General features: G+C 72.0%; 23 protein-coding genes. 18 read left to right on the forward strand and 5 right to left on the reverse strand.

Going from position 1 to position 24595, the window contains the following annotated elements; all coding sequences use genetic code 11:
- Positions 1 to 60 precede the first annotated feature (60 nt).
- The gene (locus ACZ53K_RS16035; RefSeq protein WP_468836289.1) at positions 61 to 1047 is read right to left on the reverse strand and encodes an ATP-binding protein; all 987 of its coding nucleotides are present in this window, start codon (positions 1045 to 1047) and stop codon (positions 61 to 63) included.
- A 110-nt stretch (positions 1048 to 1157) separates the two neighbouring features.
- Here ACZ53K_RS16035 and ACZ53K_RS16040 point away from each other — a divergent pair, with 110 nt between their 5' ends.
- The gene (locus ACZ53K_RS16040; RefSeq protein WP_468836291.1) at positions 1158 to 1979 is read left to right on the forward strand and encodes a Fic family protein; all 822 of its coding nucleotides are present in this window, start codon (positions 1158 to 1160) and stop codon (positions 1977 to 1979) included.
- Between the two features lie 335 nt (positions 1980 to 2314).
- On the opposite strand, the gene ACZ53K_RS16045 is transcribed toward ACZ53K_RS16040, so the two are convergent.
- Complete coding sequence (locus tag ACZ53K_RS16045; RefSeq protein ID WP_468836294.1) at positions 2315 to 3199, reverse strand: HAD family hydrolase; 885 nt, start codon at positions 3197 to 3199, stop codon at positions 2315 to 2317.
- A gap of 437 nt (positions 3200 to 3636) precedes the next feature.
- On the opposite strand from ACZ53K_RS16045, the gene ssd reads away from it, so the two are divergent.
- From ssd to ACZ53K_RS16085, 8 genes are all read left to right on the forward strand, one after another.
- Entirely contained in the window at positions 3637 to 4800 is a 1164-nt protein-coding gene (gene ssd, locus ACZ53K_RS16050) for a septum site-determining protein Ssd (protein ID WP_468836297.1), read from the forward strand.
- Positions 4778 to 6025 (forward strand): TadA family conjugal transfer-associated ATPase, encoded by a 1248-nt coding sequence (locus ACZ53K_RS16055; protein ID WP_468836299.1) that lies wholly within the window; start codon positions 4778 to 4780, stop codon positions 6023 to 6025. The genes ssd and ACZ53K_RS16055 overlap by 23 nt, the downstream gene beginning before the upstream one ends.
- Entirely contained in the window at positions 6022 to 7002 is a 981-nt protein-coding gene (locus tag ACZ53K_RS16060) for a type II secretion system F family protein (RefSeq protein WP_468836302.1), read from the forward strand. The genes ACZ53K_RS16055 and ACZ53K_RS16060 overlap by 4 nt, the downstream gene beginning before the upstream one ends.
- Positions 6989 to 7852: a type II secretion system F family protein gene (locus ACZ53K_RS16065; protein ID WP_468836305.1), complete on the forward strand. Its 864-nt coding sequence runs from the start codon at positions 6989 to 6991 to the stop codon at positions 7850 to 7852. The genes ACZ53K_RS16060 and ACZ53K_RS16065 overlap by 14 nt, the downstream gene beginning before the upstream one ends.
- An 85-nt stretch (positions 7853 to 7937) precedes the next feature.
- On the forward strand, positions 7938 to 8144 hold the full coding sequence (locus ACZ53K_RS16070; protein WP_468836308.1) for a DUF4244 domain-containing protein: 207 nt from the start codon (positions 7938 to 7940) through the stop codon (positions 8142 to 8144).
- The gene (locus ACZ53K_RS16075) at positions 8131 to 8490 is read left to right on the forward strand and encodes a TadE family type IV pilus minor pilin (RefSeq protein WP_468836311.1); all 360 of its coding nucleotides are present in this window, start codon (positions 8131 to 8133) and stop codon (positions 8488 to 8490) included. Before ACZ53K_RS16070 ends, ACZ53K_RS16075 begins: the two co-directional genes overlap by 14 nt.
- Before the next feature lie 22 nt (positions 8491 to 8512).
- Positions 8513 to 8857, forward strand: coding sequence for an Rv3654c family TadE-like protein (locus tag ACZ53K_RS16080; protein ID WP_468836314.1), 345 nt, complete (start codon positions 8513 to 8515; stop codon positions 8855 to 8857).
- A gap of 73 nt (positions 8858 to 8930) precedes the next feature.
- The gene (locus ACZ53K_RS16085) at positions 8931 to 9290 is read left to right on the forward strand and encodes a cupin domain-containing protein (protein WP_468836316.1); all 360 of its coding nucleotides are present in this window, start codon (positions 8931 to 8933) and stop codon (positions 9288 to 9290) included.
- Between the two features lie 25 nt (positions 9291 to 9315).
- Here the strand turns inward: ACZ53K_RS16085 and ACZ53K_RS16090 are convergent, their stop codons facing one another.
- Positions 9316 to 9438 (reverse strand): hypothetical protein, encoded by a 123-nt coding sequence (locus ACZ53K_RS16090; RefSeq protein WP_468836318.1) that lies wholly within the window; start codon positions 9436 to 9438, stop codon positions 9316 to 9318.
- A gap of 313 nt (positions 9439 to 9751) precedes the next feature.
- Positions 9752 to 12199: a DEAD/DEAH box helicase gene (locus tag ACZ53K_RS16095; RefSeq protein ID WP_468836320.1), complete on the reverse strand. Its 2448-nt coding sequence runs from the start codon at positions 12197 to 12199 to the stop codon at positions 9752 to 9754.
- Positions 12200 to 12254: 55 nt separating this feature from the next.
- Between ACZ53K_RS16095 and bldG the strand changes: the two genes are divergently transcribed.
- From bldG to ACZ53K_RS16130, 7 genes are all read left to right on the forward strand, one after another.
- The gene (gene bldG / locus ACZ53K_RS16100; RefSeq protein WP_004571875.1) at positions 12255 to 12596 is read left to right on the forward strand and encodes an anti-sigma factor antagonist BldG; all 342 of its coding nucleotides are present in this window, start codon (positions 12255 to 12257) and stop codon (positions 12594 to 12596) included.
- A 108-nt stretch (positions 12597 to 12704) separates the two neighbouring features.
- A complete protein-coding gene (locus ACZ53K_RS16105; RefSeq protein ID WP_468836323.1) occupies positions 12705 to 13178 on the forward strand; it encodes an ATP-binding protein in 474 nt (157 codons plus the stop codon).
- 1146 nt (positions 13179 to 14324) lie between these two features.
- Positions 14325 to 16721, forward strand: coding sequence for a sodium-translocating pyrophosphatase (locus ACZ53K_RS16110; protein WP_468836325.1), 2397 nt, complete (start codon positions 14325 to 14327; stop codon positions 16719 to 16721).
- Between the two features lie 204 nt (positions 16722 to 16925).
- On the forward strand, positions 16926 to 17507 hold the full coding sequence (locus ACZ53K_RS16115) for a small secreted protein (protein WP_468836328.1): 582 nt from the start codon (positions 16926 to 16928) through the stop codon (positions 17505 to 17507).
- A gap of 251 nt (positions 17508 to 17758) precedes the next feature.
- Positions 17759 to 19309: a DUF7059 domain-containing protein gene (locus tag ACZ53K_RS16120; RefSeq protein ID WP_468836331.1), complete on the forward strand. Its 1551-nt coding sequence runs from the start codon at positions 17759 to 17761 to the stop codon at positions 19307 to 19309.
- Between the two features lie 109 nt (positions 19310 to 19418).
- Complete coding sequence (locus ACZ53K_RS16125; protein ID WP_468836333.1) at positions 19419 to 19610, forward strand: hypothetical protein; 192 nt, start codon at positions 19419 to 19421, stop codon at positions 19608 to 19610.
- A 282-nt stretch (positions 19611 to 19892) separates the two neighbouring features.
- A complete protein-coding gene (locus tag ACZ53K_RS16130; protein ID WP_468836336.1) occupies positions 19893 to 20294 on the forward strand; it encodes a hypothetical protein in 402 nt (133 codons plus the stop codon).
- A gap of 196 nt (positions 20295 to 20490) precedes the next feature.
- Here ACZ53K_RS16130 and ACZ53K_RS16135 read toward each other — a convergent pair whose 3' ends face one another.
- On the reverse strand, positions 20491 to 20901 hold the full coding sequence (locus tag ACZ53K_RS16135) for a DUF2752 domain-containing protein (protein WP_468836338.1): 411 nt from the start codon (positions 20899 to 20901) through the stop codon (positions 20491 to 20493).
- Positions 20902 to 21445: 544 nt separating this feature from the next.
- Here ACZ53K_RS16135 and topA point away from each other — a divergent pair.
- Together topA and ACZ53K_RS16145 are read left to right on the forward strand one after the other, a co-directional pair.
- The gene (gene topA, locus ACZ53K_RS16140; RefSeq protein WP_468836341.1) at positions 21446 to 24322 is read left to right on the forward strand and encodes a type I DNA topoisomerase; all 2877 of its coding nucleotides are present in this window, start codon (positions 21446 to 21448) and stop codon (positions 24320 to 24322) included.
- 12 nt (positions 24323 to 24334) lie between these two features.
- Positions 24335 to 24595: a hypothetical protein gene (locus ACZ53K_RS16145; protein WP_468836345.1), complete on the forward strand. Its 261-nt coding sequence runs from the start codon at positions 24335 to 24337 to the stop codon at positions 24593 to 24595.

Raw genomic sequence — 24595 nt, forward strand, 5'->3', positions numbered from 1 at the left:
CGGGGCGCGAAGTGGCGGGCGCGCGCGTCGTCGCGCACCCGCACCTCGCCTGAGGGGAAGTCAGGCAGGCTGCGGGGTCCCTGCGGCCTCGGCGAGAACGAAGGCGGGGTCGACCTGGGCTGCCAGGTCGGCGCCCGTCTTCGCGTTCGCCCAGCTCTCCGCGTTCTTCAGGTGGAAGTGCACCATCTGGCGGGTGTATCGCTCCCAGTCGCGCTGCTCGTACGTTTCGTCAGCGGCGGCGTGCAGTTCCTTCATGGCCTGCCGGTTGTCGGCCTCCAGCAGGTCGAAGCGGCGCGGCCGGCCCTTCTCCATGGCCCGTACCCACGCGGAGTCGCCCACCGTCAACAGCAGGTCCTCGCCCACCTCGTCGGCCAGGAAGGCGACGTCGTCCGGCCCCTGGACCTTGTTGCCGACGACCTTGAGGGCGATGCCGTAGTCCCGTGCGTAGTCCTTGTACTGGCGGTAGACCGCGATGCCCTTACGGGTGGGCTCGGCGACCAGGAAGGTCAGGTCGAAGCGGGTGAACATCCCGGAGGCGAAGGAGTCGGAGCCGGCCGTCATGTCGACGACGACGTACTCCTCGCGGCCGTCCACGAGGTGGTTCAGGCACAGTTCGACCGCGCCGACCTTGGAGTGGTAGCAGGCCACCCCGAGGTCGGACTCGGCGAAGGGGCCGGTCGCCATCAGGCGCACCGGCTCGCCCTCCAGGAGTACGGGCCGGGCGCAGGCCGCGTACACCGGGTTGTCCTCGACGACCCGCAGCAGCCGGGAGCCGTCACCGGGCGGCGTCGTTTTGATCATCGTTTCGGCGGAAGCGATACGCGGGTTGGTGCCGCGCAGATAGTCCTTGACCAGCGGGAGCCGTGCGCCGAGCGCCGGCAGCGCGGCGGCCTCCGCCTCGTCCATGCCGAGGGCGGTGGCCAGATGCTGGTTGATGTCGGCGTCCACCGCGATCACGGGGACGCGGGCGGCGGCGAGGTGGCGGATGAACAGGGAGGACAGCGTGGTCTTCCCACTGCCGCCCTTGCCCACGAACGCGATCTTCATGGTAACGAAGCGTAATCGCCGAGTTGCCTGGGGTGAGAGGTTCGGGTGAAGAAGACCACTCCTTCGAGCGGTTCGGTCTTGCGGCGTCCGGGGTGCGTAGGGTCGTACCCATGAGTACGACAGCCGATCCGCTCGCGACCCTGGCCTCCCTCCCGGGGGTCGCCGACTCCGTGGACTCCATGCGCAAGAGCGTGGACCGGGTCTACGGGCACCGGATCATGCGGCGGCGCAGCAACGAGATCACCTCCGAGGCGGCACTGCGCGGAGCGCGTGCCTCCGCCGCGCTGGCCGGTGCCGACTGGGCGCTGGAGGAGGTGCGGCGGCGCTCCGACTTCGGCGTCGAGGGCGAACCGCGTACGGTCGGCGCGGCGCTGCGACTGACCGCCGAGGCCGGGCAACTGCTCAGTGTGTGGCGGCAGTCGCCGCTACGGGTGCTGGCCCGGCTGCACCTGGTGGCGGCGAGTGGTGACGCGACGCAGGAGTCGGTGGGGCGGCCGCGACTGGCGGGCGAACCGGTCGACGAGCCCCTGGTGGAGCTGCCACTGCCGGACGCCGACGAGGTCGCCGGACGGCTGGACGGGCTGGCGCGGCTGCTGCTGGCGGGCAGTGAGGCGCCGGCTCTGGTGGTGGCTGCCGTGGTGCACGGCGAACTGCTGGCGCTGCGGCCCTTCGGCTCGTACAACGGCCTGGTCGCGCGCGCCGCCGAGCGCATTGTGCTGGTCGGCAGCGGGCTGGACCCGAAGTCGGTCTGCCCGGCGGAGGTCGGCCACGCGGAACAGGACCGGGCCGCGTACGTGGCGGCGCTGGAGGGCTATGTGTCCGGCACCCCCGAGGGCGTGGCGGCGTGGATCGCGCACTGCGGCCGGGCGGCGGAGCTGGGCGCGCGGGAGAGCACGGCGGTGTGCGAGGCGATGCAGCGCGGGGCGGCGTGACGGAGGTTCTTCCGGGGGCTTTCTAGCGCGCCCGGGCAAAGGGTTGCGGCGGTACCCAGTCGTTCCGGTACCGCCGCTGGCACGTCCATCGGGTTACCAAGCGCGCTCCGTATGTGCCGATCAGGTCGGAGACTTCGCCCGTTACCTGGTTCGGCTGGCCCGTAATCGACGGGTCGGCGTCGCGTGGGTGCCCGGTTTCCGTGCTTCGGTCCGTGGGGCCTTGCTGCGTAGAAGGTCTTCCTCTCGGATGTCCTCGGTCTCGCGGGCCGTTACGTCCTTTGTACTCCTGCCGCGGGGGAAGCGGAACCCCTCGCCACAGTTCTTTACTTTTCCCTTCAAACTCGGGTGATACGGGCAAAAACCGGGCGCCGCCGGCTCGCGTACCAGACGAGGCCCGCGGTCGCGGCTGCCGCGCCCACGGCGGCCACCGTGGCCAGCACCGGACGCGACGGCATGCCCAGGGACGGCAGCCGCTGCTTCAGCTGGACCGGCCGGGTGAAGGAGAGGACCGGCCAGCCCCGGTTCGCGGCCTCGCGGCGCAGCGCGCGGTCCGGATTGACGGCGTACGGGTGGCCGACCGCCTCCAGCATCGGTACGTCGGTCGCCGAATCGCTGTACGCGTAGCAGCGCGCCAGGTCGTAGCCCTCGGAGGCGGCGAGGTCCCGGACCGCCTGCGCCTTGGTCGGGCCGTAGGCGTAGTACTCCACCTCGCCCGTGAAGCGGCCGTCCGCGCCGACGACCATACGGGTGGCCACCACACGGTCGGCGCCGAGCAGTCTGCCGATCGGCTCGACGACCTCGGCGCCCGAGGTGGAGACGATCACGACGTCGCGGCCCGCGGTGTGGTGCTCCTCGATGAGCGAGGCGGCCTCGTCGTAGATGAGCGGGTCGATCAGTTCGTGGAGGGTTTCCGCGATGATCTCGCGGAGCTGGGCCACGTCCCAGCCCCGGCAGAGTGCCGACAGGTAGGCGCGCATGCGCTCCATCTGGTCGTGGTCGGCGCCGCCGGCGAGGAAGACGAACTGGGCATAGGCGGTGCGCAGTACGGCCCGGCGATTGATCAGGCCGCCTTGGTAGAACGACTTGCTGAAGGTCAACGTGCTCGACTTAGCAATGACTGTCTTGTCCAGGTCGAAGAACGCGGCTGTGCGGGGTGTCGAGTGAGTCGCCGAGTGGGGCACGGAGTGGTTTTCCACGGGGCGAGCATAGGCGCCCACCATTCGGCGTAAGGTGTGGCGCGTGGGTTTGCCTGAGAAGGCTCTCGGGTACACCATGGAAGTCACGGATCGTTCGCGACCGTGCTAACCCGGTCCGACTCCTCCCCCCCCGAGTCGGCCGTGGGGACGACCCCCGCTCTCCCCCCCGGCGGGGGTCGTCGCATGTCCGGACGCGTTTTTGCCCGTCCGAGGCGGATCGGCCGCTTCCCCTTCATCGCCCGGCCAGGGCTCGCCGGCATCCGATGTCGCGTCACTCTGGGTAGTCGTCGCGCTGCTCTGAGGGAGCTTACAAGGTCGCCGGTATAGGTGACTGGGATATTCACAACCATTGAGTTGTCCACAGTTTTGGACCAAGATCCACGGGATTTTCCGGATCGCTGCACGGTGAAACTCCGCGAGTTCGCGGATGTGTGAGTTCTGTAGCGATAGGGGAACGGAACGTGGCCGGACGTATGACTTCCGATCAACCGCCCAGGCCCGCCGAAGGGCCCGGCGGACCGCTGGTCGTCACCGAGGACGAAGACCTCCTGGATGACCTTCTGAGACTGTGCGCGGCAGCCGGCGCGACGCCCGAAGTGGCCCACGGCGCCCCTCGGGGCCGCAGCCCGGGCTGGGCGTCGGCTCCCCTGGTGATCGTCGGCGACGACTGCGCGCCGATGCTGTGCGGAGCGGGCCGCAGGGACGGAGTGGTGCTGGTCGCCCGGGGCGCGGACGACCGGCAGCTGTGGCGGCTGGCCGTCGCCGTCGGGGCGGAACGGGTGCTGGTGCTCCCCGGCGGCGAGAGCTGGCTCGTGGACCGGATCGCCGACGCGGTGGAGGGCGTCGGCCCGGCGGCCGTGACGGTGGGGGTGATCGGCGGCAGCGGCGGCGCCGGCGCGAGCACCCTCGCCTGTGCCCTGGCCGTGACGGCGGCCCGGGCGGGCAGCCGGACCGTCCTGGTCGACGCGGACCCGCTGGGCGGCGGCCTCGACGTGCTGCTGGGCGGCGAGAAGGAGGAGGGGCTGCGCTGGCCCGCCTTCGCCGAGTCGCGCGGACGGGTGGGCGGTGGCGCACTGGAGGAGGCGCTGCCCCGGCTGCACTCCTTACGCGTACTGAGCTGGGACCGGGGTGACGCGGTGGCGATCCCGCCCCAGGCGATGCGGGCGGTCATGGCGGCGGCGCGCAGACGGGGCGGCGCCGTGGTGGTGGACCTGCCGCGACGGCTGGACGAAGCGGTGGTGGAAGCCCTCGCGCAGATCGATGTCGGACTGCTGGTGGTCCCCACCGAACTACGGGCGCTCGCGGCAGCCCGACGCGTGGCCTCCCTCGTCCGTACGGTCCTGCCGGATGTGCGGGTGGTGACGCGCGGCAGCCCCGACGCGGGCACCGGCCGCGCCACGGAACTGGTGCCGGACGAGGCCGCCCGGCTGCTCGGCCTCCCACTGGCCGGAGAACTGGCCTGGGAGCCCGGCCTACCGGACGAGCTGGCCCGGGGCGCGCCCCCGGGAGCGAACCCCCGTGGCCCACTGCGCCACTTCGGCACGGCCTTCTGGGAGCGGGTGCTGCCGGGAGCCGGTGGACGGCCGGCGGGGGGTGGCAGCCATGAGGGGGTATGCGGGAGCTGATGCCCCGGGAACGACCGGGGCACGTCCGCCCGGTGGCCGGGCCGTCGCCGGCGCAGCCGGTACGGGCGCCGGCGCCGGGCTGCTGGAGGCGGTGCGCGGGCGGCTGGCCCGGACGGGCGCGGAACCGACGCCCGCACGGGTCGCGATGGCGCTGCGGGCCGAGGGGCGCCTGCTGGGTGACGCGGAGGTGCTGGGCGTCGTGTCCGCCCTGCGGTCGGAGCTGGTCGGCAGCGGCCCGCTCGAACCGCTCGTCGCCGAGCCGGAGGTGACCGATGTACTGGTCACCGCGCCGGACGAAGTCTGGGTCGACCGCGGCGGCGGCCTGGAGCGCACGCCGGTGCGCTTCGCCGACGAAGCGGCGGTGCGCCGGCTCGCCCAGCGGCTGGCCTCGGTGGCCGGGCGGCGGCTGGACGACGCCCACCCCTGGGTGGACGCCCGCCTTCCCGACGGCACCCGCCTGCACGCCGTACTGCCCCCGGTGGCGGTCGCCGGCACCTGCCTGTCGCTGCGCGTCCTGCGCCCCCGCGCCTTCACCCTGGCGGAACTGACCGCGGCGGGGACGGTGCCACCGGACGGCGACCGGCTGCTGCGGGCCGTGCTGGACGCCCGGCTCTCCTTCCTGATCAGTGGCGGGACGGGCTCCGGAAAGACCACACTGCTCAGCTCGTTGCTCGGCCTGACGGGACCGGCCGAACGGCTCGTACTGGCCGAGGACTCCGCGGAGCTGAGGCCGGATCACCTCCATGTCGTACGGCTGGAGACCCGCCCCGCGAACCAGGAGGGCATCGGCCGCGTCACCCTGCGGGACCTGGTGCGGCAGGCACTGCGGATGCGGCCGGACCGGCTGGTGGTCGGCGAGGTGCGCGGCGCCGAGGTCACGGACCTGCTGGCGGCTCTGAACACGGGACACGAGGGCGGTTCCGGCACGGTCCATGCGAACGCCCCCTGCGATGTCCCGGCGCGCCTGGAGGCGCTCGGCTCGACGGCCGGACTCGACCGGGCGGCGCTGCACAGCCAGTTGGCCGCCGCGCTGTCGGTGGTGCTGCATCTCGTGCGGGACAGGGGCGGTGGGCGGCGGTTGGCCCGGGTGGACGTCCTGGAGCGGGACCGGGACGGGTTCGTGGTGACCGTGCCGGCCGCGGTGTGGGCGCCGGGCGGCTTCCAAGAGAGCGAGGGATGGGCCCGGTTGATGGGCCTGTGCGAGCGGGGGAGGGGGGCGGGATGAGTGATGTCGGCGCGGTCACAGGGCCGGTGTGTGCGGCCGTTCTGTGCGCGGGAGCGGTGGTGTGGATGTCCGGTGGCCGGAGCGACGCCGTACGACGGGCACGCCTGCTGTTCGCGGACGGGGAGCAGGCGGGGCCGGAGGGGCGGAGCCGGGCAATAGGTCCCGCCGAAGGCGGGTTCGGGCTTCGGTGGGTGCTGCAACAGGTGGCCCATTGGGCTACGTGGGTGGTGTGGACGGCGTACAAATCCTCTCCGGGGGGCGGAGGTGGAAAAAGCGAACCTGCTCGCGTCCGACAGGAGCTGTGGTGTCTGCCGGCGGGCATCGCCCTCGGTGTGCTGGGCGGCTCGGTGGCGCCCGTGCTTGCCGCGGTGGTGGCGCTCTTCCTGGTCCGGCGATGGCTCAGGGCCCGCGAGCGGGTACGGGAGCGGGAGCGCCGGGGCGCGGCGGTGATCGAGCTGTGCGAGGCGGTGGCGGGCGAACTGCGGGCCGGACGGCAGCCCGGCCAGGCCCTGGTGGCGACCGGAGCCGCGGGGTTCGGTGAGGAGGGCGCGGCGGTCATGGCGGCGGCCCGGTTCGGCGGGGACGTACCGGCGGCCCTGCGGGCGGCGGCGCGGATGCCGGGTGCGGAGGGGCTGGCCGGAGTGGCGGCGTGCTGGCAGGTCGCCGTCGACGGCGGGGCCGGACTGGCCGCCGGCCTGGAGCGGATCGCGGCGGCTCTTCGCGCGAGCCGCGCCCAAAGAGACGACCTCCGCGCCCAGTTGGCGGGACCGAGAGCGACGGCCCTGATGCTGGCTTTCCTTCCCGCCGGAGGGCTCGCGATGGGCAGCGCCCTCGGCGCCGACCCGCTCCGGGTGCTGCTGCACACTCCCGCCGGATGGGCGTGCCTGCTGGTCGGCGGCCTTCTGGAGTGGTGCGGAGTCGCCTGGACGGCGCGGATCATCGCAACTGCCGGGGGAGGCGACCGTGGCCGCCGATGAGGTACTGAGCGCCGTCCAAAAAGTTGTCCACACCCTGGGGATTGTTTTTCTCCTCCTGACCGCCGGAGTGTGCGCGTCGGCCGCGGCCAGGGAAGCGCGCGGTGTACGGGCCGCCCGGCGCCGGGCCCGGTCGGTCCTGCCCGAGGCCGTACGGCACGACGACGGCGCGGGCCGGCGCCCGGTACCGAAGCCGAAGCGCGGCCGAGGGCAACGCCAAGGACAACGCCGAGGACAACGGTGGGCCGGGATCGTCCGGGATCGGGCAGGCGCCGCCGTGGTGGTGTGCGTCGTAGCCATTCTCGTCGGCGGGGTGACCGGTGGCGTACTGGGACTCGCCGCGGCGTACGGAACCGGGCGGTGGCAGCGCCGTACGAAAGCACGGGCCGCGCGGCAGGCGGCCGAGGCCGAACTGCGCGCGGCTCTGGCACCGGCCGCCGACCTGCTCGCCGCCTGCCTGGCAGCCGGAGCCGGTCCACGGGCGTCCGCCGAGGCGGTCGGACGGTCACTCGGCGGAACCGTCGGCGAGCAACTGTGGCGCGTGGCCGCGGAACTCCGGCTGGGCGGCGACCCCGCGACGACCTGGCAGCGCTTCGGCGCGCTTCCCGGCGCCCGGGAACTGGCCCGGTGCATGGAGCGGGCGGGCATATCGGGGGTCCCGGCCGTGGACGGCGTTTCCCGCATCGCGGCAGAACTGCGGGCGCAGGCGTCCCGCGCCTCGGCCGAACGGGCCCGCCGGGCCGGAGTGCTGGTCACGATGCCGCTGGCGGCGTGCTTCCTGCCCGCCTTCCTGACGCTCGGCGTCGTACCGGTCCTGTACGGCCTGGCCTCGGCACTCACGCACAGCTCATGACGCACGCCGCCGAACTCATGACGGCTCACAACTGTCCGGGCCATACCGGCTCGCGGACAACGGAAGCGATCTCAAGGGGGATGGAATGTTCGTACGAAGGTGGCTGGAGGGGCGCGTTGCGGCCGTGCGGGACAGGGCCTCCGTCGACCGGGGCATGACCACGGCGGAGTACGCCCTGGGGACCCTGGCGGCATGCGCGGCCGCGGCCGTGCTCTACAAGGTGATGTCGGGCGGCGCGGTGGAGTCGGCGTTGCGCGCGGTGATCGGAAAGGCCCTCGGTGTCCAGGTCTGACGACGGCCGCGACAGGGGGTACGTGACGGCGGAGACGGCGCTGGTGATCCCGGCGCTGGTCCTGTTCACCGGGCTGCTCCTCTGGGGGCTGATGGCCGCCTGCGCGCAGATCCAGTGCGTGGACGCGGCGCGTGCCGGGGCCCGCGCGGCGGCCCGGTCGGAACCATCGGCGGTCGTCGGCGCGGTGGCCCGCGGCGCGGCTCCACGCGGCGCGCGGGTGGCGCTGGAGCGGCAGGGCGACCTGGTGCGCGTTCGGGTCGAGGCGGCGTCGCCGGGTGCCGGCCCGCTGACGCTGACGCTCCGAGGGGAGGCGACGGCTCTTGCGGAGGAAACGGTGGGGAGATGAGGGCTCGGCCACGGTGTGGGCGGTGTTCGCGGCGATGGCGCTGTGCACGGTGTTCGCGGTGGTGATCGCGATGGCCCAGGCGGTCGTGACACGTCACCGCGCGGGCGCGGCAGCGGACTTGGCGGCTCTCGCGGCGGCGGACTCGGCCTTGCACGGCGCGTCGGCCGCCTGCGGTGCCGCTCGCGAGGTGGCGGCCGCTCAGGACGCCCGGCTGGTGCGCTGCGCCGTACGGGGGGACACCGCGGACGTCACGGCCCGGGCCCGTACCGGCCCGTTCGCCTCGGACATCCGCGCCCGCGCGGGCCCGCCGACGACGGCGAGCAGGTTTGACCGAACGGTCGACCACCCGCCGCCCATGCCCGGATAGCGTCCGGATCATCCATTGATCTTGATGTGCGGGCTCTTCGGGCGTGACCGGAGGGCCCGCCGGGAGGCGTGCCGTGAGTGTGATCGACGTACGGAAGGCGGCGGCTGCCCTGTCGGCGGCCTGGAGTTCCCGTTCCCTGGGGAAGGTGGGCACGGCCTGCGTGAAGGTGCTGCGCATGGACGAGTCGCCGGGAGAGGAGGAAGCGCACGGGGCGGCCGAGGCGCTGTTCGTGCTCGACGGCAGGTTGGAGCTGTCGGTGGGCGGCGCGGCCGTGTCGGTCGGGCAGGGCGAGATGTACATGGTCCCGGCGGGGGTGACCCACGCGGTCCGTGCGGGCAGCCGGGGCACGTTGATGATCTTCGAAGTGGAGGAGGTGGCGAAGGCGGTGGCGGGCGAGGGCGAAGAGAGGAGCGGCGAAGGGAGGGAGACCTGACGGCCGCGACGGCGACCGGGGCGCGTCACAGCGCCCCGGACGGCGCCTCCTCGTAGGCGAACACGCGCAGCGGATCGAGATGCAGCTCGTACGGGCCCATGCAGTCGGCGGTGAGGGTGGCGACGAGTGTTCCGCAAGCACACGCCATGTTGCGGCCACCCGTGCCCAATGGGTCGCAGCAGCCCTGGTGTTCGTCTGGACCGGTGACCTGCTGGAGGCCGGGCGGATCGTCAGGGTGGAGATCACCGTGTCCCGGGGGCCGTCGGAGACCATGCCGTCCATGCCGGGAGGAATGAGCAGGGCACGGTCGTCCGTTGTGCGCCTGTGCCCGGGGGCCGGCGGGCTCGAAGGGGGGCGCGCCCCACGGCTCGGGGGCGATCGCGTAGTGGCCCGGCGGCACGGTGGAAGGGACCGGCGACGTCTTCGGGTCTTCGGGTCTCAGGCCTTCGGGTTTCAGGAGGTCAGCCCGCCGGTTCCGGCACGTGCTTGAGGAGTTCGGTCAGGAGGCGTACGGCGCCTCGCTTGTGGAGGGGGTCGTTGCCGTTGCCGCACTTGGGGGACTGGATGCAGGACGGGCAGCCGGCCTCGCACTCGCAGGAGGCGATGGCCTTGCGGGTGGCTGCGAGCCACTCGGGGGCGGTGCGGAAGGCGCGCTCGGCGAAGCCCGCGCCGCCCGGGTGGCCGTCGTAGACGAAGACGGTGGGAAGGAGGGTGTCGGGGTGCAGGGGGAGGGACACGCCGCCGATGTCCCAGCGGTCGCAGGTGGCGAACAGCGGCAGCAGGCCGATCGAGGCGTGCTCGGCCGCGTGCAGGGCGCCGCCGAGCTGCTCGGGATTGACGCGGGCCGCGTCGAGCTGGTCCTCGGTGACGGTCCACCACACGGCCCGGGTGCGCAGCGTACGGGGCGGCAGGTCCAGCTTGCTCTCGCCCAGCACCTCGCCCGTGATGAGCCGCCGGCGCAGGTAGGAGACGACCTGGTTGGTGACCTCCACCGAGCCGAAGCACAGCCGCGAGTCGCCCCACGGGACCTCCGTCTCGGTCTCCAGGATGGCGATGGCGGTGGTGTCGCGGGCGGTCGTCGAATACGGCGGGTTCGCCTCCTGTACGAGGGCCACGCCGTCCTCCAGGTCCAGGTGCTCGACCAGGTACGTACGGCCCTGGTGGAGGTGTACGGCGCCGTCGTGGACGGTGGTGTGCGCGGCAGCCGCGTCCACCGTGCCCAGCAGCCGGCCGGTGCCCGCCTCCACGACCTGTACGGGCGAGCCGCCCTGCCCGCGAATGTCGGCGAGGTCGGCGGCCCGTTCGCGGCGGGTCCAGTGCCACGCCTTGGCTCGACGGCGCAGCAGCTTGCGCGCCTCCAGGGAGGGGAGGAGCCCCGGGGCGGCCGGGCCGAACAGCGAAAAGTCATCCTCGGTGAGCGGGAGTTCTGCGGCGGCCGCGCACAGGTGCGGGGCGAGCACGTACGGATTGTCCGGGTCCAGGACGGTGGACTCCACGGGCTGGTCGAAAAGCGCCTCGGGGTGGTGCACGAGGTAGGTGTCCAGCGGGTCGTCGCGGGCGACGAGCACGGCGAGCGCGCCCTGTCCGGAGCGTCCGGCACGGCCGGCCTGCTGCCACAGGGAAGCGCGGGTGCCCGGATAACCGGCGATCAGGACGGCGTCCAGCCCGGAGACGTCCACGCCCAGCTCCAGGGCCGTGGTGGCGGCCAGGCCGAGCAGGTCGCCGGTGTGCAGGGCGCGCTCCAGGGCGCGCCGTTCCTCCGGCAGGTAGCCGCCCCGGTACGCGGCCACCCGGTGGGCCAGCGACCGTTCGACCGCCCCCAGCCGCTCCTGTGCGATGAGGGCGATCAGCTCGGCGCCGCGCCGGGACCGTACGAAGGCGACGGTGCGGACGTCCTGGAGGGCGAGGTCGGTCAGCAGGTCGGCGGTTTCGGCGGTCGCGGTACGGCGTACGGGGGCGCCCTGCTCGCCGTGCAGCTCCGTCAGTGGCGGCTCCCACAGGGCGAAGACCACCTCGCCGCGCGGCGAGGCGTCCTCCGTGACCTCCGCCACGGGCAGCCCGGTCAGCCGTTCGGCGGCCTGGGCCGGTTCGGCGGCGGTGGCCGAGGCCAGCAGGAAGACCGGTTCGGAGCCGTACCGGGCACAGACACGCCGGAGGCGGCGTATGACCTGCGACACGTGGGACCCGAAGACGCCGCGGTAGGTGTGGCACTCGTCGATGACGACGTACCGCAGGGCACGCAGGAAGGAGGACCAGCGGGGATGGGCGGGGAGAATGCCCAGGTGGAGCATGTCGGGGTTGGTCAGGACGTAGTTGCCGTACTGGCGCACCCATTCGCGTTCCTCGACCGGCGTGTCGCCGTCGTACACGGCCGGCCGCACCGCGGTACCGAGCGGCGCGGCGAGTTCGCCGACGGCGCGCCGCTGATCGGCGGCGAGCGCCTTGGTGGGCGCGAGGTACAGGGCCGTGGCGCCGCGGCCGTTCGGGGCCTCCGAACCGTCCAGCAGCCCGGACAGCACCGGGACCAGGTAGGCGAGCGACTTACCGGACGCCGTGCCGGTGGCGATGACGACCGATTCGCCCCGCAACGCGTGGTCCGCCGTGCGGGCCTGATGGGCCCACGGACGTTCGATCCCGGCCGCGCGGACGGCTTCCGTCACCTCCGGACGGATCCGTGCGGGCCATTCCGCATGGCTGCCGATGCGCGGGGGCAAGTGCTCCGTATGAGTGATGCGCGTAGCGCGGGACGCCCCCTGGGTGAGACGGTCCAGGACCGTGCGCGGGGAGGGGCTGGTGCCCCCGTCCGGAGGCAGCTGATTGGAGGCCATCGGCACCGAGTGTGTCACCGGTGTGACGGACAATGCGCACAAGGCGTCGTGCACGCCTGCTGGTAAGTGATTGAATGCCATCGCGGCTGCCGATCCATGGGGGGCGACCGCTCGATAGCAAGGTGCTGGAGGATCCGTGGACCTGTCCCTGTCGACCCGGACCGTTGGCGACCGTACGGTCGTCGAGGTCGGTGGCGAGATTGATGTATACACCGCGCCCAAGCTGCGGGAGCAGCTGGTCGAGCTTGTGAACGACGGAAGCTACCACCTCGTGGTGGACATGGAGCGTGTCGACTTCCTGGACTCCACGGGGCTCGGCGTTCTGGTCGGCGGGCTCAAGCGGGTGCGTGCCCATGAGGGCTCGCTGCGCCTGGTCTGCAACCAGGAGCGCATTTTGAAGATCTTCCGTATCACCGGACTGACCAAGGTGTTCCCGATTCACACCTCGGTCGACGAAGCCGTCGCAGCCACCGACTGACGGCTCGCCGGTCCCCGCGCCGCGGCGCGGGGGTTGGAAGCAGTGGGGGGAACCGGGCTTGGCGGTCCGGCCCCCTGCGTTGCACGCCCGCATACCGAGGGGGATGGCATGGCCACCGTCGAACTCCGCTTCAGCGCCCTTCCCGAGCACGTCCGGACCGCGCGACTGGTCGCGGCTGCCGTGGCGAGGCGGGCCGGGGTGGACGAGGCCGTGCTGGACGAGGTTCGGCTCGCCGTCGGCGAGGCGTGCACCCGTGCGGTGGGGCTGCACCGCACCAACAACATCTCGGCCCCGGTGCGGGTCGCCCTGGTCGAGGACGAGAAGAAGTTCTCCATCGAGGTGGGCGACGAGGTACCGGGCAGTCCGGCCGGTGCCGGGTCGGTGCCCGGCGTCCGCGGCCTCGACGGGGAACCGCTGCCCGGCGGCCCCGCCTCGGACAACGGCGACGCGGCGGAGAGCGACGACGAGATGGGCCTCGCGGTCATCAGCGGGCTGGTCGACGACGTCGAGGTGACCTCCGGCGAGACCGGCGGCATCATCCGCATGAGCTGGCCGACGACGCCGGCGCCGGTTCTGCCGTAGCGGGGGTCGTACGCGGGTTCTGCCGTAGGGCGGTCCTGCCTGCTGTACGCCGGTGCTGCCGTAGTGCTGGTCTGTCGTGGGTGCTGGCCCTGCCTTAAGAGGCCAGTCGCGCCATGGCGGGCAGGCGCTCTCGTAAGGGCCGACCGTGCCATAGCGGGCCGGCGCTCTCGTAAGGCTGCCCGCGTGGTGGGTCGGCCGATGTAGAGACGTGCGCCGCACCATCGCCCCGTCGCGCGCCATGACCCCGGGCTCCCTCCGGCTCCCGGCGCATCTGCAACGGCTCCCCGCGCATCCGTACGAACCATCTCCGCCCGCGCGTCCCCGATTGCGCCCTCTCTCTCCCTCGCGCGCCCCCGTCACGCCCTCCCTCCCACCCGCACGCCCCCATTCAGCCGTACGCGCCCCGACTCTTTCGTGCGTCTTGCCGACGGCCGGGGACACGCCATCCGGCCACTCGGGAGCCGGCCGCCCCCACCCCCCTCTTCAGGCCACATCCGTACGCTCCGCACGTGCGTACCCATCGGGCTCCCCGGACCCACCGGCCCCGTGCCCCGGCCCCCTCCGCCTCCCCACCCGGCCGTACCGGGCGTACGGTCCGCCGTCGCCCCGGGGCCGCGTGGCCCCTACCGGAGTGCGTACTTCCGTGGCGGTACGGGGACGCCTGCGCCGCCTGGCGCCCACCACCCCCGTACCGCCGCCCGGGCCCGCCCGTGGCGCCACCGGCACCCCGCGCGGCGGCCGGGCATACCGGCGCGTCCGTGGGCGTCCCCGCGCCACTCGGTGAACGTCGGCCCGGCAGCTGCCCGGACGGGTCCGCCCGGTACTCGTCCACGGCCCCGTGAGCAGCGGCGTTAGGTAGGACTCTGAGATCATCATTCAGTTGTCAGCGAATTATTCACATTCATTCGTCCAGGCGAATTGTGAGGGCGCGGCAACGGCCTCGCTATTTTCGATCTTCGCTGCTTCATCGCCTGATCTCTGTCCGATCTCCGTCCGTTCTTCGAACGATCTCGGCCGTCACCGGCGAATTCCCTTTGAGGCGCACTGTTTTGATCCGGTGCCGCTACCTACAATCCGTCCACACCTTTGCTCAGGACGCCTGAGCGTGCTTCCGCGCGCCCATGTGCCAAACGTCAAGGAGGACGAATGGCGGGGCCTTACACCCCTCAGTTGCTGGAACACCCCTCTTACCTGGCCGAGCCATCGCTGACGTCGGGCAACCGCGGCATGGTGCTGGTGATCGCCGTCGTGGCGCTCGCGGCACTGGCCGTCGCGGCGGTGCTGGTGCGGCAAGTGCTCGCCGCCGGTGAGGGCACCGACAGCATGAAGAAGATCGCCGCCGCCGTGCAGGAAGGCGCGAATGCCTATCTCGCCAGGCAGTTGCGCACGCTCGGCGTTTTCGCCGTGGTGGTGTTCTTCCTGCTCATGCTGCTTCCCGCGGACAACTGGACGCAGCGCGCCGGGCGCAGCGTCTTCTTCTTGATCGGCGCCGGTTTCTCGGCCGCCACCGGCTATATCGGGATGTGGCTGGCGGTGCGCAGCAATGTGCGTGTCGCGGCGGCCGCCCGGGAAGCCACGCCGGCCGAGGGCGAGGCGAAAAAGGATCTCACCGCCGTCTCGCACAAGGCCATGAAGATCGCTTTCCGTACGGGTGGCGTCGTCGGCATGTTCACCGTGGGGCTCGGTCTGCTCGGCGCGTCCTGTGTGGTGCTCGTCTACGCGGTCGACGCCCCCAAGGTCCTGGAGGGCTTCGGTCTCGGCGCCGCGCTGATCGCGATGTTCATGCGGGTCGGCGGCGGCATCTTCACCAAGGCCGCGGACGTCGGCGCCGACCTCGTCGGCAAGGTCGAGCAGGGCATCCCCGAGGACGACCCGCGCAACGCCGCGACCATCGCGGACAACGTGGGCGACAACGTCGGCGACTGCGCGGGCATGGCCGCCGACCTCTTCGAGTCGTACGCCGTGACGCTGGTCGCCGCGCTCATCCTGGGCATGGCCGCCTTCGGCGACTCGGGACTGGCCTTCCCGCTGCTGGTCCCGGCCATCGGCGTGCTCACCGCCATGATCGGCATCTTCGTCGTGGCGCCCCGGCGCTCCGACCGCAGCGGCATGACCGCCATCAACCGCGGCTTCTTCATCTCCGCGGCCGTCTCGCTGGTCCTGGTGGCGATCGCGGTCTACACGTACCTGCCGTCCTCCTACGCCGGCCTGTCCGGCGTCTCGGACCCCGCGATCCTGGCCCGCAGCGGCGACCCGCGGATGCTGGCGCTGGTGGCGGTGGCCATCGGCATCGTGCTGGCCGCGCTCATCCAGCAGCTCACCGGCTACTTCACGGAGACCACCCGGCGGCCCGTACGGGACATCGGCAAGGCCTCCCTGACCGGCCCGGCGACGGTGGTGCTCTCCGGGATCTCCATCGGTCTGGAGTCCGCGGTCTACTCCGCGGTGCTGATCGGCCTGTCCGTGTACGGCGCGTTCCTGCTGGGCGGTACGTCCATCATGCTGGCGCTGTTCGCGGTGGCGCTGGCCGGCACCGGCCTGCTGACCACCGTCGGCGTGATCGTCGCGATGGACACCTTCGGCCCGGTCTCCGACAACGCGCAGGGCATCGCCGAGATGTCCGGTGACGTCACCGGCGACGGCGCGCAGGTCCTCACCGACCTCGACGCCGTCGGCAACACCACCAAGGCCATCACCAAGGGCATCGCCATCGCCACGGCGGTGCTGGCCGCGGCGGCGCTCTTCGGCTCGTACCGGGACGCCATCGCCACAGCCGTACGGGACGTCGGTGACGCCGCCCGCGGCATGGGCCTGAGCCTGGACATCTCACAGCCGAACAACCTGGTCGGCCTGGTGCTGGGCGCCTCCGTCGTCTTCCTCTTCTCGGGGCTGGCGATCAACGCGGTGTCCCGGTCGGCCGGCGCGGTCGTCTACGAGGTGCGGCGGCAGTTCCGCGAGAAGCCCGGGATCATGGACTACACCGAGCAGCCCGAGTACGGGCGTGTCGTGGACATCTGCACCAAGGACGCGCTGCGCGAGCTGACCACCCCCGGCCTGCTGGCGGTGCTCACACCGATCGCCGTCGGCTTCTCGCTCGGCGTCGGCGCGCTCGGCTCGTTCCTCGCCGGCGCGATCGGCACCGGCACCCTGATGGCGGTCTTCCTGGCCAACTCCGGCGGCGCCTGGGACAACGCGAAGAAGCTGGTCGAGGACGGCCACCACGGCGGCAAGGGCAGCGAGGCGCACGCCGCGACCGTCATCGGCGACACGGTCGGCGACCCGTTCAAGGACACCGCGGGCCCCGCGATCAACCCGCTGCTGAAGGTCATGAACCTGGTGGCGCTGCTGATCGCGCCGGCCGTCGTGAAGTTCAGCTACGGCGCGGACAAGAGCATCGGCGTGCGGATCGTGGTCGCCGCGCTGGCCATCGCGGTCATCGTCGGCGCGGTGTACGTCTCCAAGCGCCGCGGCATCGCGGTGGGTGACGAAGACAACAACTCCGGAAAGGTGGCGCAGACCGCCGACCCGGCGGTGGTCTCCTAGCGGGCGGGGCGTTCGCGCCGCTCAACGGGCGGGCGGAGGGCGTGCTTTGAGCACGTGCTCCGCCCGCACTGCTGTGCGGCCGGGCGCGTCACAGGGCTTGGTGCAAATGGCTTCAATGCGGGTCGTACGGACCGACCGGCTCATGGCCGAGGGCCTTCGGACGTGTATGTTCCGGGGCCGAGAGCCATGGAAGGGACCAATCCGGTGAAGAAGACGCTTGTGGCCGCGCTGTCCGGCGGCGCGGCACTGATGCTCGCGCTGACCGGCTGCAGCGACGACGGCAACAAAAAGCTCGACGACTGGGCCAAGAAGTTCTGCGACCCCGCCCAGGCCCAGTTCAAGAAGATCCAGGACGCCAACACGTCCATGCAGACGGCCGACAGCGGCGGCACCGACTCCAAGAAGGTCCAGGAGGCCGACTCCAAGGCGTTCCAGCAGATCTCCGACGCCTACGCGTCGCTGTCGAAGTCCCTCGGCCAGGCGGGGGCGCCGCCCGCCGACGGCGGCGAGGAGTCCCAGAAGAACGCGGTCAAGGAGCTGAACGACCTCTCCAAGGGCTACGCCGACCTCAAGAAGCAGGTCGACGGCCTGGACACCGGGGACAAGGGCAAGTTCGCGGACGGCCTGCGGTCGCTGTCCGACGGCATCAACAAGCTCAACAAGAAGAGCGAACAGGCGTTCAAGAAGCTGGAGTCCGGCGACGTCGGCAAGGCGATGGCGGGACAGTCCGGCTGCCAGAACCAGAAGGCGACCGAGGGCGGCGGGTCGGCCAAGCCGAAGAAGTAGGCCGCGAGGGGGCCCGGGGCCACGAGGGGCCCGGGGTACCGGCCTACCGGGCCGCCGAGCCACCGGACGCTGAGCGACTGAGCCACCGGGCGCCGGACGCGGCCGACACGCCGTCAGGTGCGGCGGTACCGCGTCCGGCGCGCCGTCAGTTCCGGCGGGGGCCGTGTCCGACACGCCGTCCGGCGTGACCCGGTGGCCGCGGCGCGGCCGGGCCGTGGCCGTTTGTCAGTGGTAGGGCTGACAATGGGAGCGTGAGTACGCACCTCCCCACCGCAGACCTGCGAGACCCCGACTCCGCCGCCCGCACGGCCCGGACGCGCGACGCGCTGCGCGCCGCCGGGTTCACCGCCGACGGCCTGCTGGAGCTGCTCGGCGCGCCCGCCTACGCCGCGCTGGCCCGCAGCGAGACCGTCCCGGCGCTCCGCGCGACCCGGGGCGACGGCCCGCTGGCCACCCTGGTGCGGCTGTTCCTGCTCCAGCGCCCGGTGCCGTACGACCGGGCCGCCGTCGCGCTGCCGGTGGACGACTGCCTCACCGACGGCTGGCTGGTGCGCGACGGCGACGAGGTCCGGGCGAGCGTCGACGTGCGCCCGTACGGCGGCCCCGACGGCCAGGACTGGTGGATCGTCTCCGACCTCGGGTGCGCGGTCGGCGGAGCGGGCGGCATCCGGGCCGCCGAGGAGGCCGCGGGCGTGGACCGCTCGCAGCTGGTGCTCGGCGTCGGCGGTGCCTCCACGACGCTCGCCGGCATCACGGTCCGCACCCCCGTCGCCAAGGCCCTCGACCTCGGCACCGGCTCCGGCATCCAGGCCCTGCACGCCTCCGCGTACGCGACCGAGGTCACGGCCACGGACCTGAACCCGCGGGCGCTGCGGATCGCCGGACTGACGCTGGCACTGTCCGGCGCGCCGGTCGCGGGCCTGCGGGAAGGCTCGCTGTTCGACCCGGTGGGGGAGGAGACGTACGACCTGATCGTGTCCAACCCGCCCTTCGTGATCTCGCCGGGCGCCCGGCTGACCTACCGGGACGGCGGCATGGGCGGCGACGACCTGTGCCGCACCATCGTCCAGCAGGCGGCCGCCCGGCTGAACGACGGCGGATACTGCCAGCTCCTCGCCAACTGGCAGCACGTCGACGGCGAGGACTGGCGCGACCGGCTGCGCTCGTGGGTGCCGCGCGGCTGTGACGCGTGGATCGTGCAGCGCGAGGTCCAGGACGTCACGCAGTACGCGGAGCTGTGGCTGCGGGACGCCGGCGACCACCGTACGAGCCCCGAGGAGTACGCGGCGCGTTACGACGCCTGGCTGGAGGAGTTCGAGGCCCGCAAGACCAAGGCCGTCGGCTTCGGGTGGATCACACTGCGCAAGTCCGGCGCCGAGGACCCGTCGATCACGGTCGAGGAGTGGCCGCACCCGGTCGAACAGCCGCTGGGAACCTCGGTCGTCGGCCACTTCGAACGCCAGGACTATCTGCGCGCCACGGACGACGCGGCGCTGCTGGCCGGACACTTCCGGCTCGCCGACGAGGTCGTACAGGAACAGGTCGGGCTGCCCGGCGCCGAGGACCCGGAGCACGTGGTGCTGCGGCAGAACCGCGGTATGCGGCGCGCCACGAAGGTGGACACGGTCGGCGCGGGCTTCGCCGGGGTCTGCGACGGCTCGCTGCCCGCCGGGCGCATCCTCGACGCGATCGCGCAACTGGTCGGCGAAGACCCGGTGTTGTTGCGCGACCGTACGCCGGACGCGATCCGGACGCTGGTCGAGCAGGGCTTCCTGGAGCCGGTACCGGCCGGGCAGGGCTGAGAGCCTGTCTTTGAACCCCCGCCTGCGCCCCGAGGGGCGGCGGGGGCCGGACGGGTGGCATTCACCCGGGGTTCGCCCCCGCGCCGCCCGGGAGTGCCACCCTGCGCGCATGGAGAGTGGTCCCGAGGCGTTCGCCGGTGTGTCCTTCGCGCTGTTCGGCGCCGGCCTGCTGGTGTGGACGGGCATGTGCGCACGGACCGGGCAGCCGGTCGCCGACGGGGTGAGCCGGTCGTCCGGCACGGCGCTGGCGCTGCTCTTCGGGGTGGTGTTCCTGGGGACGGGGTGCTGGCTGCTGCTGTAGGGGCGGCTCGGGCCGTCCGGCGCTGAGGCAGGCCGCCCGGTGCCGCGGAAGTATGCGCAAAGCTTCCGGATGGAACGCATTCACCCTCCCCTCCGTCTTCGCAAGATACGCCCGCCGCCCCGCATCCCTCCCCTTTCGTTGTCCGCTCAACTGCATTGCCCCCACGCCCCGTTCACATCCACCGCCCCAGAAAAACCACTCGCCCGGGAAGCAACCGGAACGGCCATCTACCCGTGTTCCTGAGTGAAGGCCATCAACCGGCCCAACAGGGAGGAACACGTCATGAACCGTGCATACCGCCTCGCCGCCGCAGGTGTTCTCAGCGCCGCACTCGTCGCCGGGACCGCCGCCGCCGCCTCCGCCGCCCCCGCGGCCCCGGCCGCCCACTCCGTCGCCGCCAAGGCGCCGCAGAAGGCCACGCTCACCGCCAAGGCGAGCACCGGCTCGGTCAAGGCGTGGCAGGAATTCCGTATCTCCGGCACCTCCACCGGCCTGAAGGCCGGCACCAAGGTCACCGTCCAGCAGAAGCAGGGCGCCAAGTGGGCCTCGCTGCCCGCGAGCGTCGGCATCAACAAGACCGGCGGCTACTCGCTCCGCGTCAAGCTGGGCATCAAGGGCGCCAACCAGCTCAGGATGGCCGGCGGCGGCGTGACCTCGCCGGTGATCACGGTCACGGTGCGCTGAACCGTCCTGCAGGCCCTATCGATACGCCCAAAACGTACCGACCCATCCGCCGTATCCGATCCACCTGACGCGTCAGACGCTCCTGCACCATCCGGCGCACATGCCCCATCCGGCACACCTGACGCGTCCGGCACATACCGATACGCACGGTCCGCCGGGCGCGCCGCTTCCCCCGCGGCGCGCCCGGCGGCCGGTTTCAGCCCGTGAGATTGCGCACGAGCATCCAGATGCCGGCGACGCCGAGCACGACGGCGTTGCCGCGCGCCCCGAGGCGGGCCCTGAAGCGGCGCCCGCGCAGTCCCGCGTACAGCCACCGTCCGGTCATGTACGCGGCGGCCGGCACGCCCAGGGTCAGCAGGACGGCGTTGTCGTGGAAGGCCGCCACGAGGTCGCCGTGCATCAGGTCGTACGCCATACGTGTCCCGCCGCACGCCGGGCACAACAGCCCGGTCGCCCAGCGGAACGGGCACGGAAGCAGCACATGCCCCGGTTCGTGCGGATTGGTGTGCCACAGGTAGGCCGCGCCGACGGCCCCGATGGCGACGGCGGCCGCCGCCCGGCGCAGCGTGGCATTCCGTACGGCCACGGGGGAGGAGGGGGTGCTCATGAAGCGCTCACCGGCCGGCCGTGAGGGGTCGGGCGGGGATGTCCGCGCGGCGGTTCGCGCGTCCGGCGACCTGGCGTAGTTGCCCTGATTCAGGACAAACATGGCCCGCTCGGGCGATTGCCCCTTCTTCATCCGGGCCCTCACCAGCCACTTTCCGCACCGGCGCCAGGTACCGCCCCGGGTGCTGATTCGACATCGCCGCAGAAACCCCCGGGAGTGCGTGACGAGAACGGACGGCGCGTGGGAACGGATACGGCCGCCGTCCATCCTGCCAGCGTGACCCGGCCTTCAGGAGTCCCGCCGTACCTTCCCGGCCCCGCCGCGCACCCGGAACGCGCCGGGCCCGGTCACCGGCCCGTGTCCGGTCCGGGCGGCATGAAGGCATGTAGTCGGGTTACCGTTCGAGTGGCGTTGCGGGGTTTTTCCGTTTGACACGAGGGCGGGATGTACCGTCACACTCCGCAGCGTCAAGCGTCACCGCAGTGTCCCCCAGAGCTCCGGCCCGGGGGGTTACCCCCAGCGTCGACCGGAGAGAAGAGCGAAGTTGTCCCCGACCAGCGAGACCGCACAGGGCGGCGGCCGCCGACTCGTCATCGTCGAGTCGCCTGCCAAGGCGAAGACGATCAAGGGCTACCTCGGCCCCGGCTACGTGGTCGAGGCCAGCGTCGGGCACATCCGCGACCTCCCGAACGGCGCGGCGGAGGTCCCGGCGAAGTACAAGGGCGAGCCCTGGGCCCGCCTCGGCGTGAACGTCGACGCCGACTTCCAGCCGATCTACGTCGTCAACAGCGACAAGAAGGACCAGGTCAAGAAGCTCAAGGAGCTGCTGGCCGAGTCCGACGAACTCTTCCTCGCCACCGATGAGGACCGCGAGGGCGAGGCCATCGCCTGGCATCTCCAGGAGATCCTCAAGCCCAAGGTGCCGGTCCACCGGATGGTCTTCCACGAGATCACCAAGGACGCGATCCGCGCCGCCGTCGCCAGCCCCCGCGAGCTGAACCAGAAGCTGGTCGACGCCCAGGAGACCCGCCGCATCCTCGACCGCCTCTACGGCTACGAGGTCTCGCCGGTCCTGTGGAAGAAGGTCATGCCGCGGCTGTCGGCCGGCCGTGTGCAGTCGGTGGCCACTCGCCTCGTCGTCGAGCGGGAGCGCGAGCGCATCGCCTTCCGCTCCGCCGAGTACTGGGACCTGACCGGCACGTTCTCCACCGGCCGGGCCGGCGACACCAGCGACCCGGCCACCCTGGCCGCCCGCCTGTCCGCGGTCGACGGCCGCCGCGTCGCCCAGGGCCGTGACTTCGGCGCCAACGGGCAGCTGAAGAACAGCGACGTCCTGCACCTGGACGAGGCCAACGCCCGCGCGCTGGCCGCCGCCCTGGCGGACACCGACTTCGCGGTCCGCTCGGTCGAGTCCAAGCCGTACCGCCGCTCCCCGTACGCCCCGTTCCGTACGACCACGCTCCAGCAGGAGGCCAGCCGCAAGCTGGGCTTCGGCGCGAAGTCCACCATGCAGGTGGCGCAGAAGCTGTACGAAAACGGCTTCATCACCTATATGCGTACGGACTCCACGACGCTCTCGGACACCGCGATCTCCGCGGCCCGCGCCCAGGTGACGCAGCTGTACGGCGCCTCGTACCTGCCGGACAAGCCGCGCTCGTACGCCGGCAAGGTCAAGAACGCGCAGGAGGCGCACGAGGCGATCCGCCCGTCGGGTGATCGTTTCCGCACTCCGGCGGAGACCGGTCTGACCGGCGACCAGTTCAAGCTGTACGAGCTGATCTGGAAGCGGACCGTCGCCTCCCAGATGAAGGACGCGACCGGCAACTCCGTCACCGTCAAGATCGGCGGCCGGGCGTCGGACGGCCGGGACGCCGAGTTCAGCGCCTCCGGCAAGACCATCACCTTCCACGGCTTCCTCAAGGCGTACGTGGAAGGCGCCGACGACCCGAACGCCGAGCTGGACGACCGCGAGCGGCGGCTGCCCCAGGTCACCGAGGGCGACCCGCTGAGCGCGCGGGAGATCACCGCGGACGGCCACGCCACCAAGCCGCCGGCCCGCTACACCGAGGCCACGCTGGTCAAGGAGCTGGAAGAGCGCGAGATCGGCCGCCCGTCGACGTACGCGTCGATCATCGGCACGATCCTGGACCGCGGCTACGTCTTCAAGAAGGGCACCGCCCTGGTGCCGTCCTTCCTGAGCTTCGCCGTGGTCAACCTCCTGGAGAAGCACTTCGGGCGCCTCGTCGACTACGACTTCACCGCCAAGATGGAGGACGACCTCGACCGCATCGCCCGCGGCGAGGCCCAGTCCGTGCCGTGGCTGCGCCGCTTCTACTTCGGCGAGGGCGAGGCGGCCGGCGCCGCCTCCGAGGCAGGCAACGGCGACGGCGACCACCTCGGCGGCCTGAAGGAACTGGTCACCGACCTCGGCGCGATCGACGCCCGGGAGATCTCCTCCTTCCTGGTCGGCGACGGCATCATGCTCCGGGTCGGCCGCTACGGCCCGTACGTGGAGCGCGGCGAGAAGGACGCCGAGGGCCACCAGCGCGCCGACGTCCCGGAGGACCTGGCACCCGACGAGCTGACCGTCGCGTACGCGGAGGAACTGCTCGCCAAGCCGAGCGGCGACTTCGAACTGGGCATGGACCCGCACAGCGGCAACCAGATCGTCGCCAAGGACGGCCGCTACGGCCCGTACGTCACCGAGATCCTGCCCGAGGGCACCCCGAAGACCGGCAAGAACGCGGTCAAGCCGCGCACCGCCTCGCTCTTCAAGTCGATGTCCCTGGACACCGTCACCCTCGCCGACGCCCTCAAACTGATGTCGCTGCCGCGCGTCGTCGGCAAGGACCCCGAGGGCGTCGAGATCACCGCGCAGAACGGCCGCTACGGCCCGTACCTGAAGAAGGGCACCGACTCGCGCTCCCTGGAGAGCGAGGACCAGCTCTTCGACATCACGCTGGAGCAGGCCCTCGCGATCTACGCGCAGCCCAAGCAGCGCGGCCGCGCTGCCGCCAAGCCGCCGCTGAAGGAGCTGGGCACCGACCCGGTCAGCGAGCGCCCGGTGGTCGTCAAGGACGGCCGCTTCGGCCCGTACGTCACCGACGGCGAGACCAACGCGACGCTGCGGCGGGACGACGACGTCGAGACGATCACGCCGGAGCGCGGGTACGAGCTGCTCGCCGAGAAGCGCGCCAAGGGCCCGGCGAAGAAGAAGACCGCCAAGAAAGCCCCGGCCAAGAAGGCGACGGCGAAGAAGACCGCCGCCAAGAAGGCCCCGGCGAAGAAGACGGCCGCCAAGAAGACGACGGCTGCGGCCGCGAAGAAGACCACGACGGCCAAGAAGACGACCGCCGCGAAGAAGACGACGGCCACGGCCACGGCTGCGAAGAAGGCGGCGGCCGAGAGCGTGGAGAGCTGAGGGGGGAGCACGTTGACGTACCGCGTCACCTACACCGTCGAGGCGAAGGCGACCGCTGACGCCATGGTGCCGGAGCGGCGGGACATGCTCGAACGCGGGCTGGCCAAGCTCGCTCTCGACCCGTACCACAAGGCCACGGCACATATCGGCACGCATGAGGACGACCGCAAGGCCCAGGTGGCGCCGGGACTCCTCATCGAGTACGTCGTCGCCCACGGTCTGCTCGTCATCGTGGTGATCGAGATCTTCGACGACATACTGCTGGAGGACTGA

The organism is Streptomyces sp. NPDC033221 (assembly GCF_055577005.1).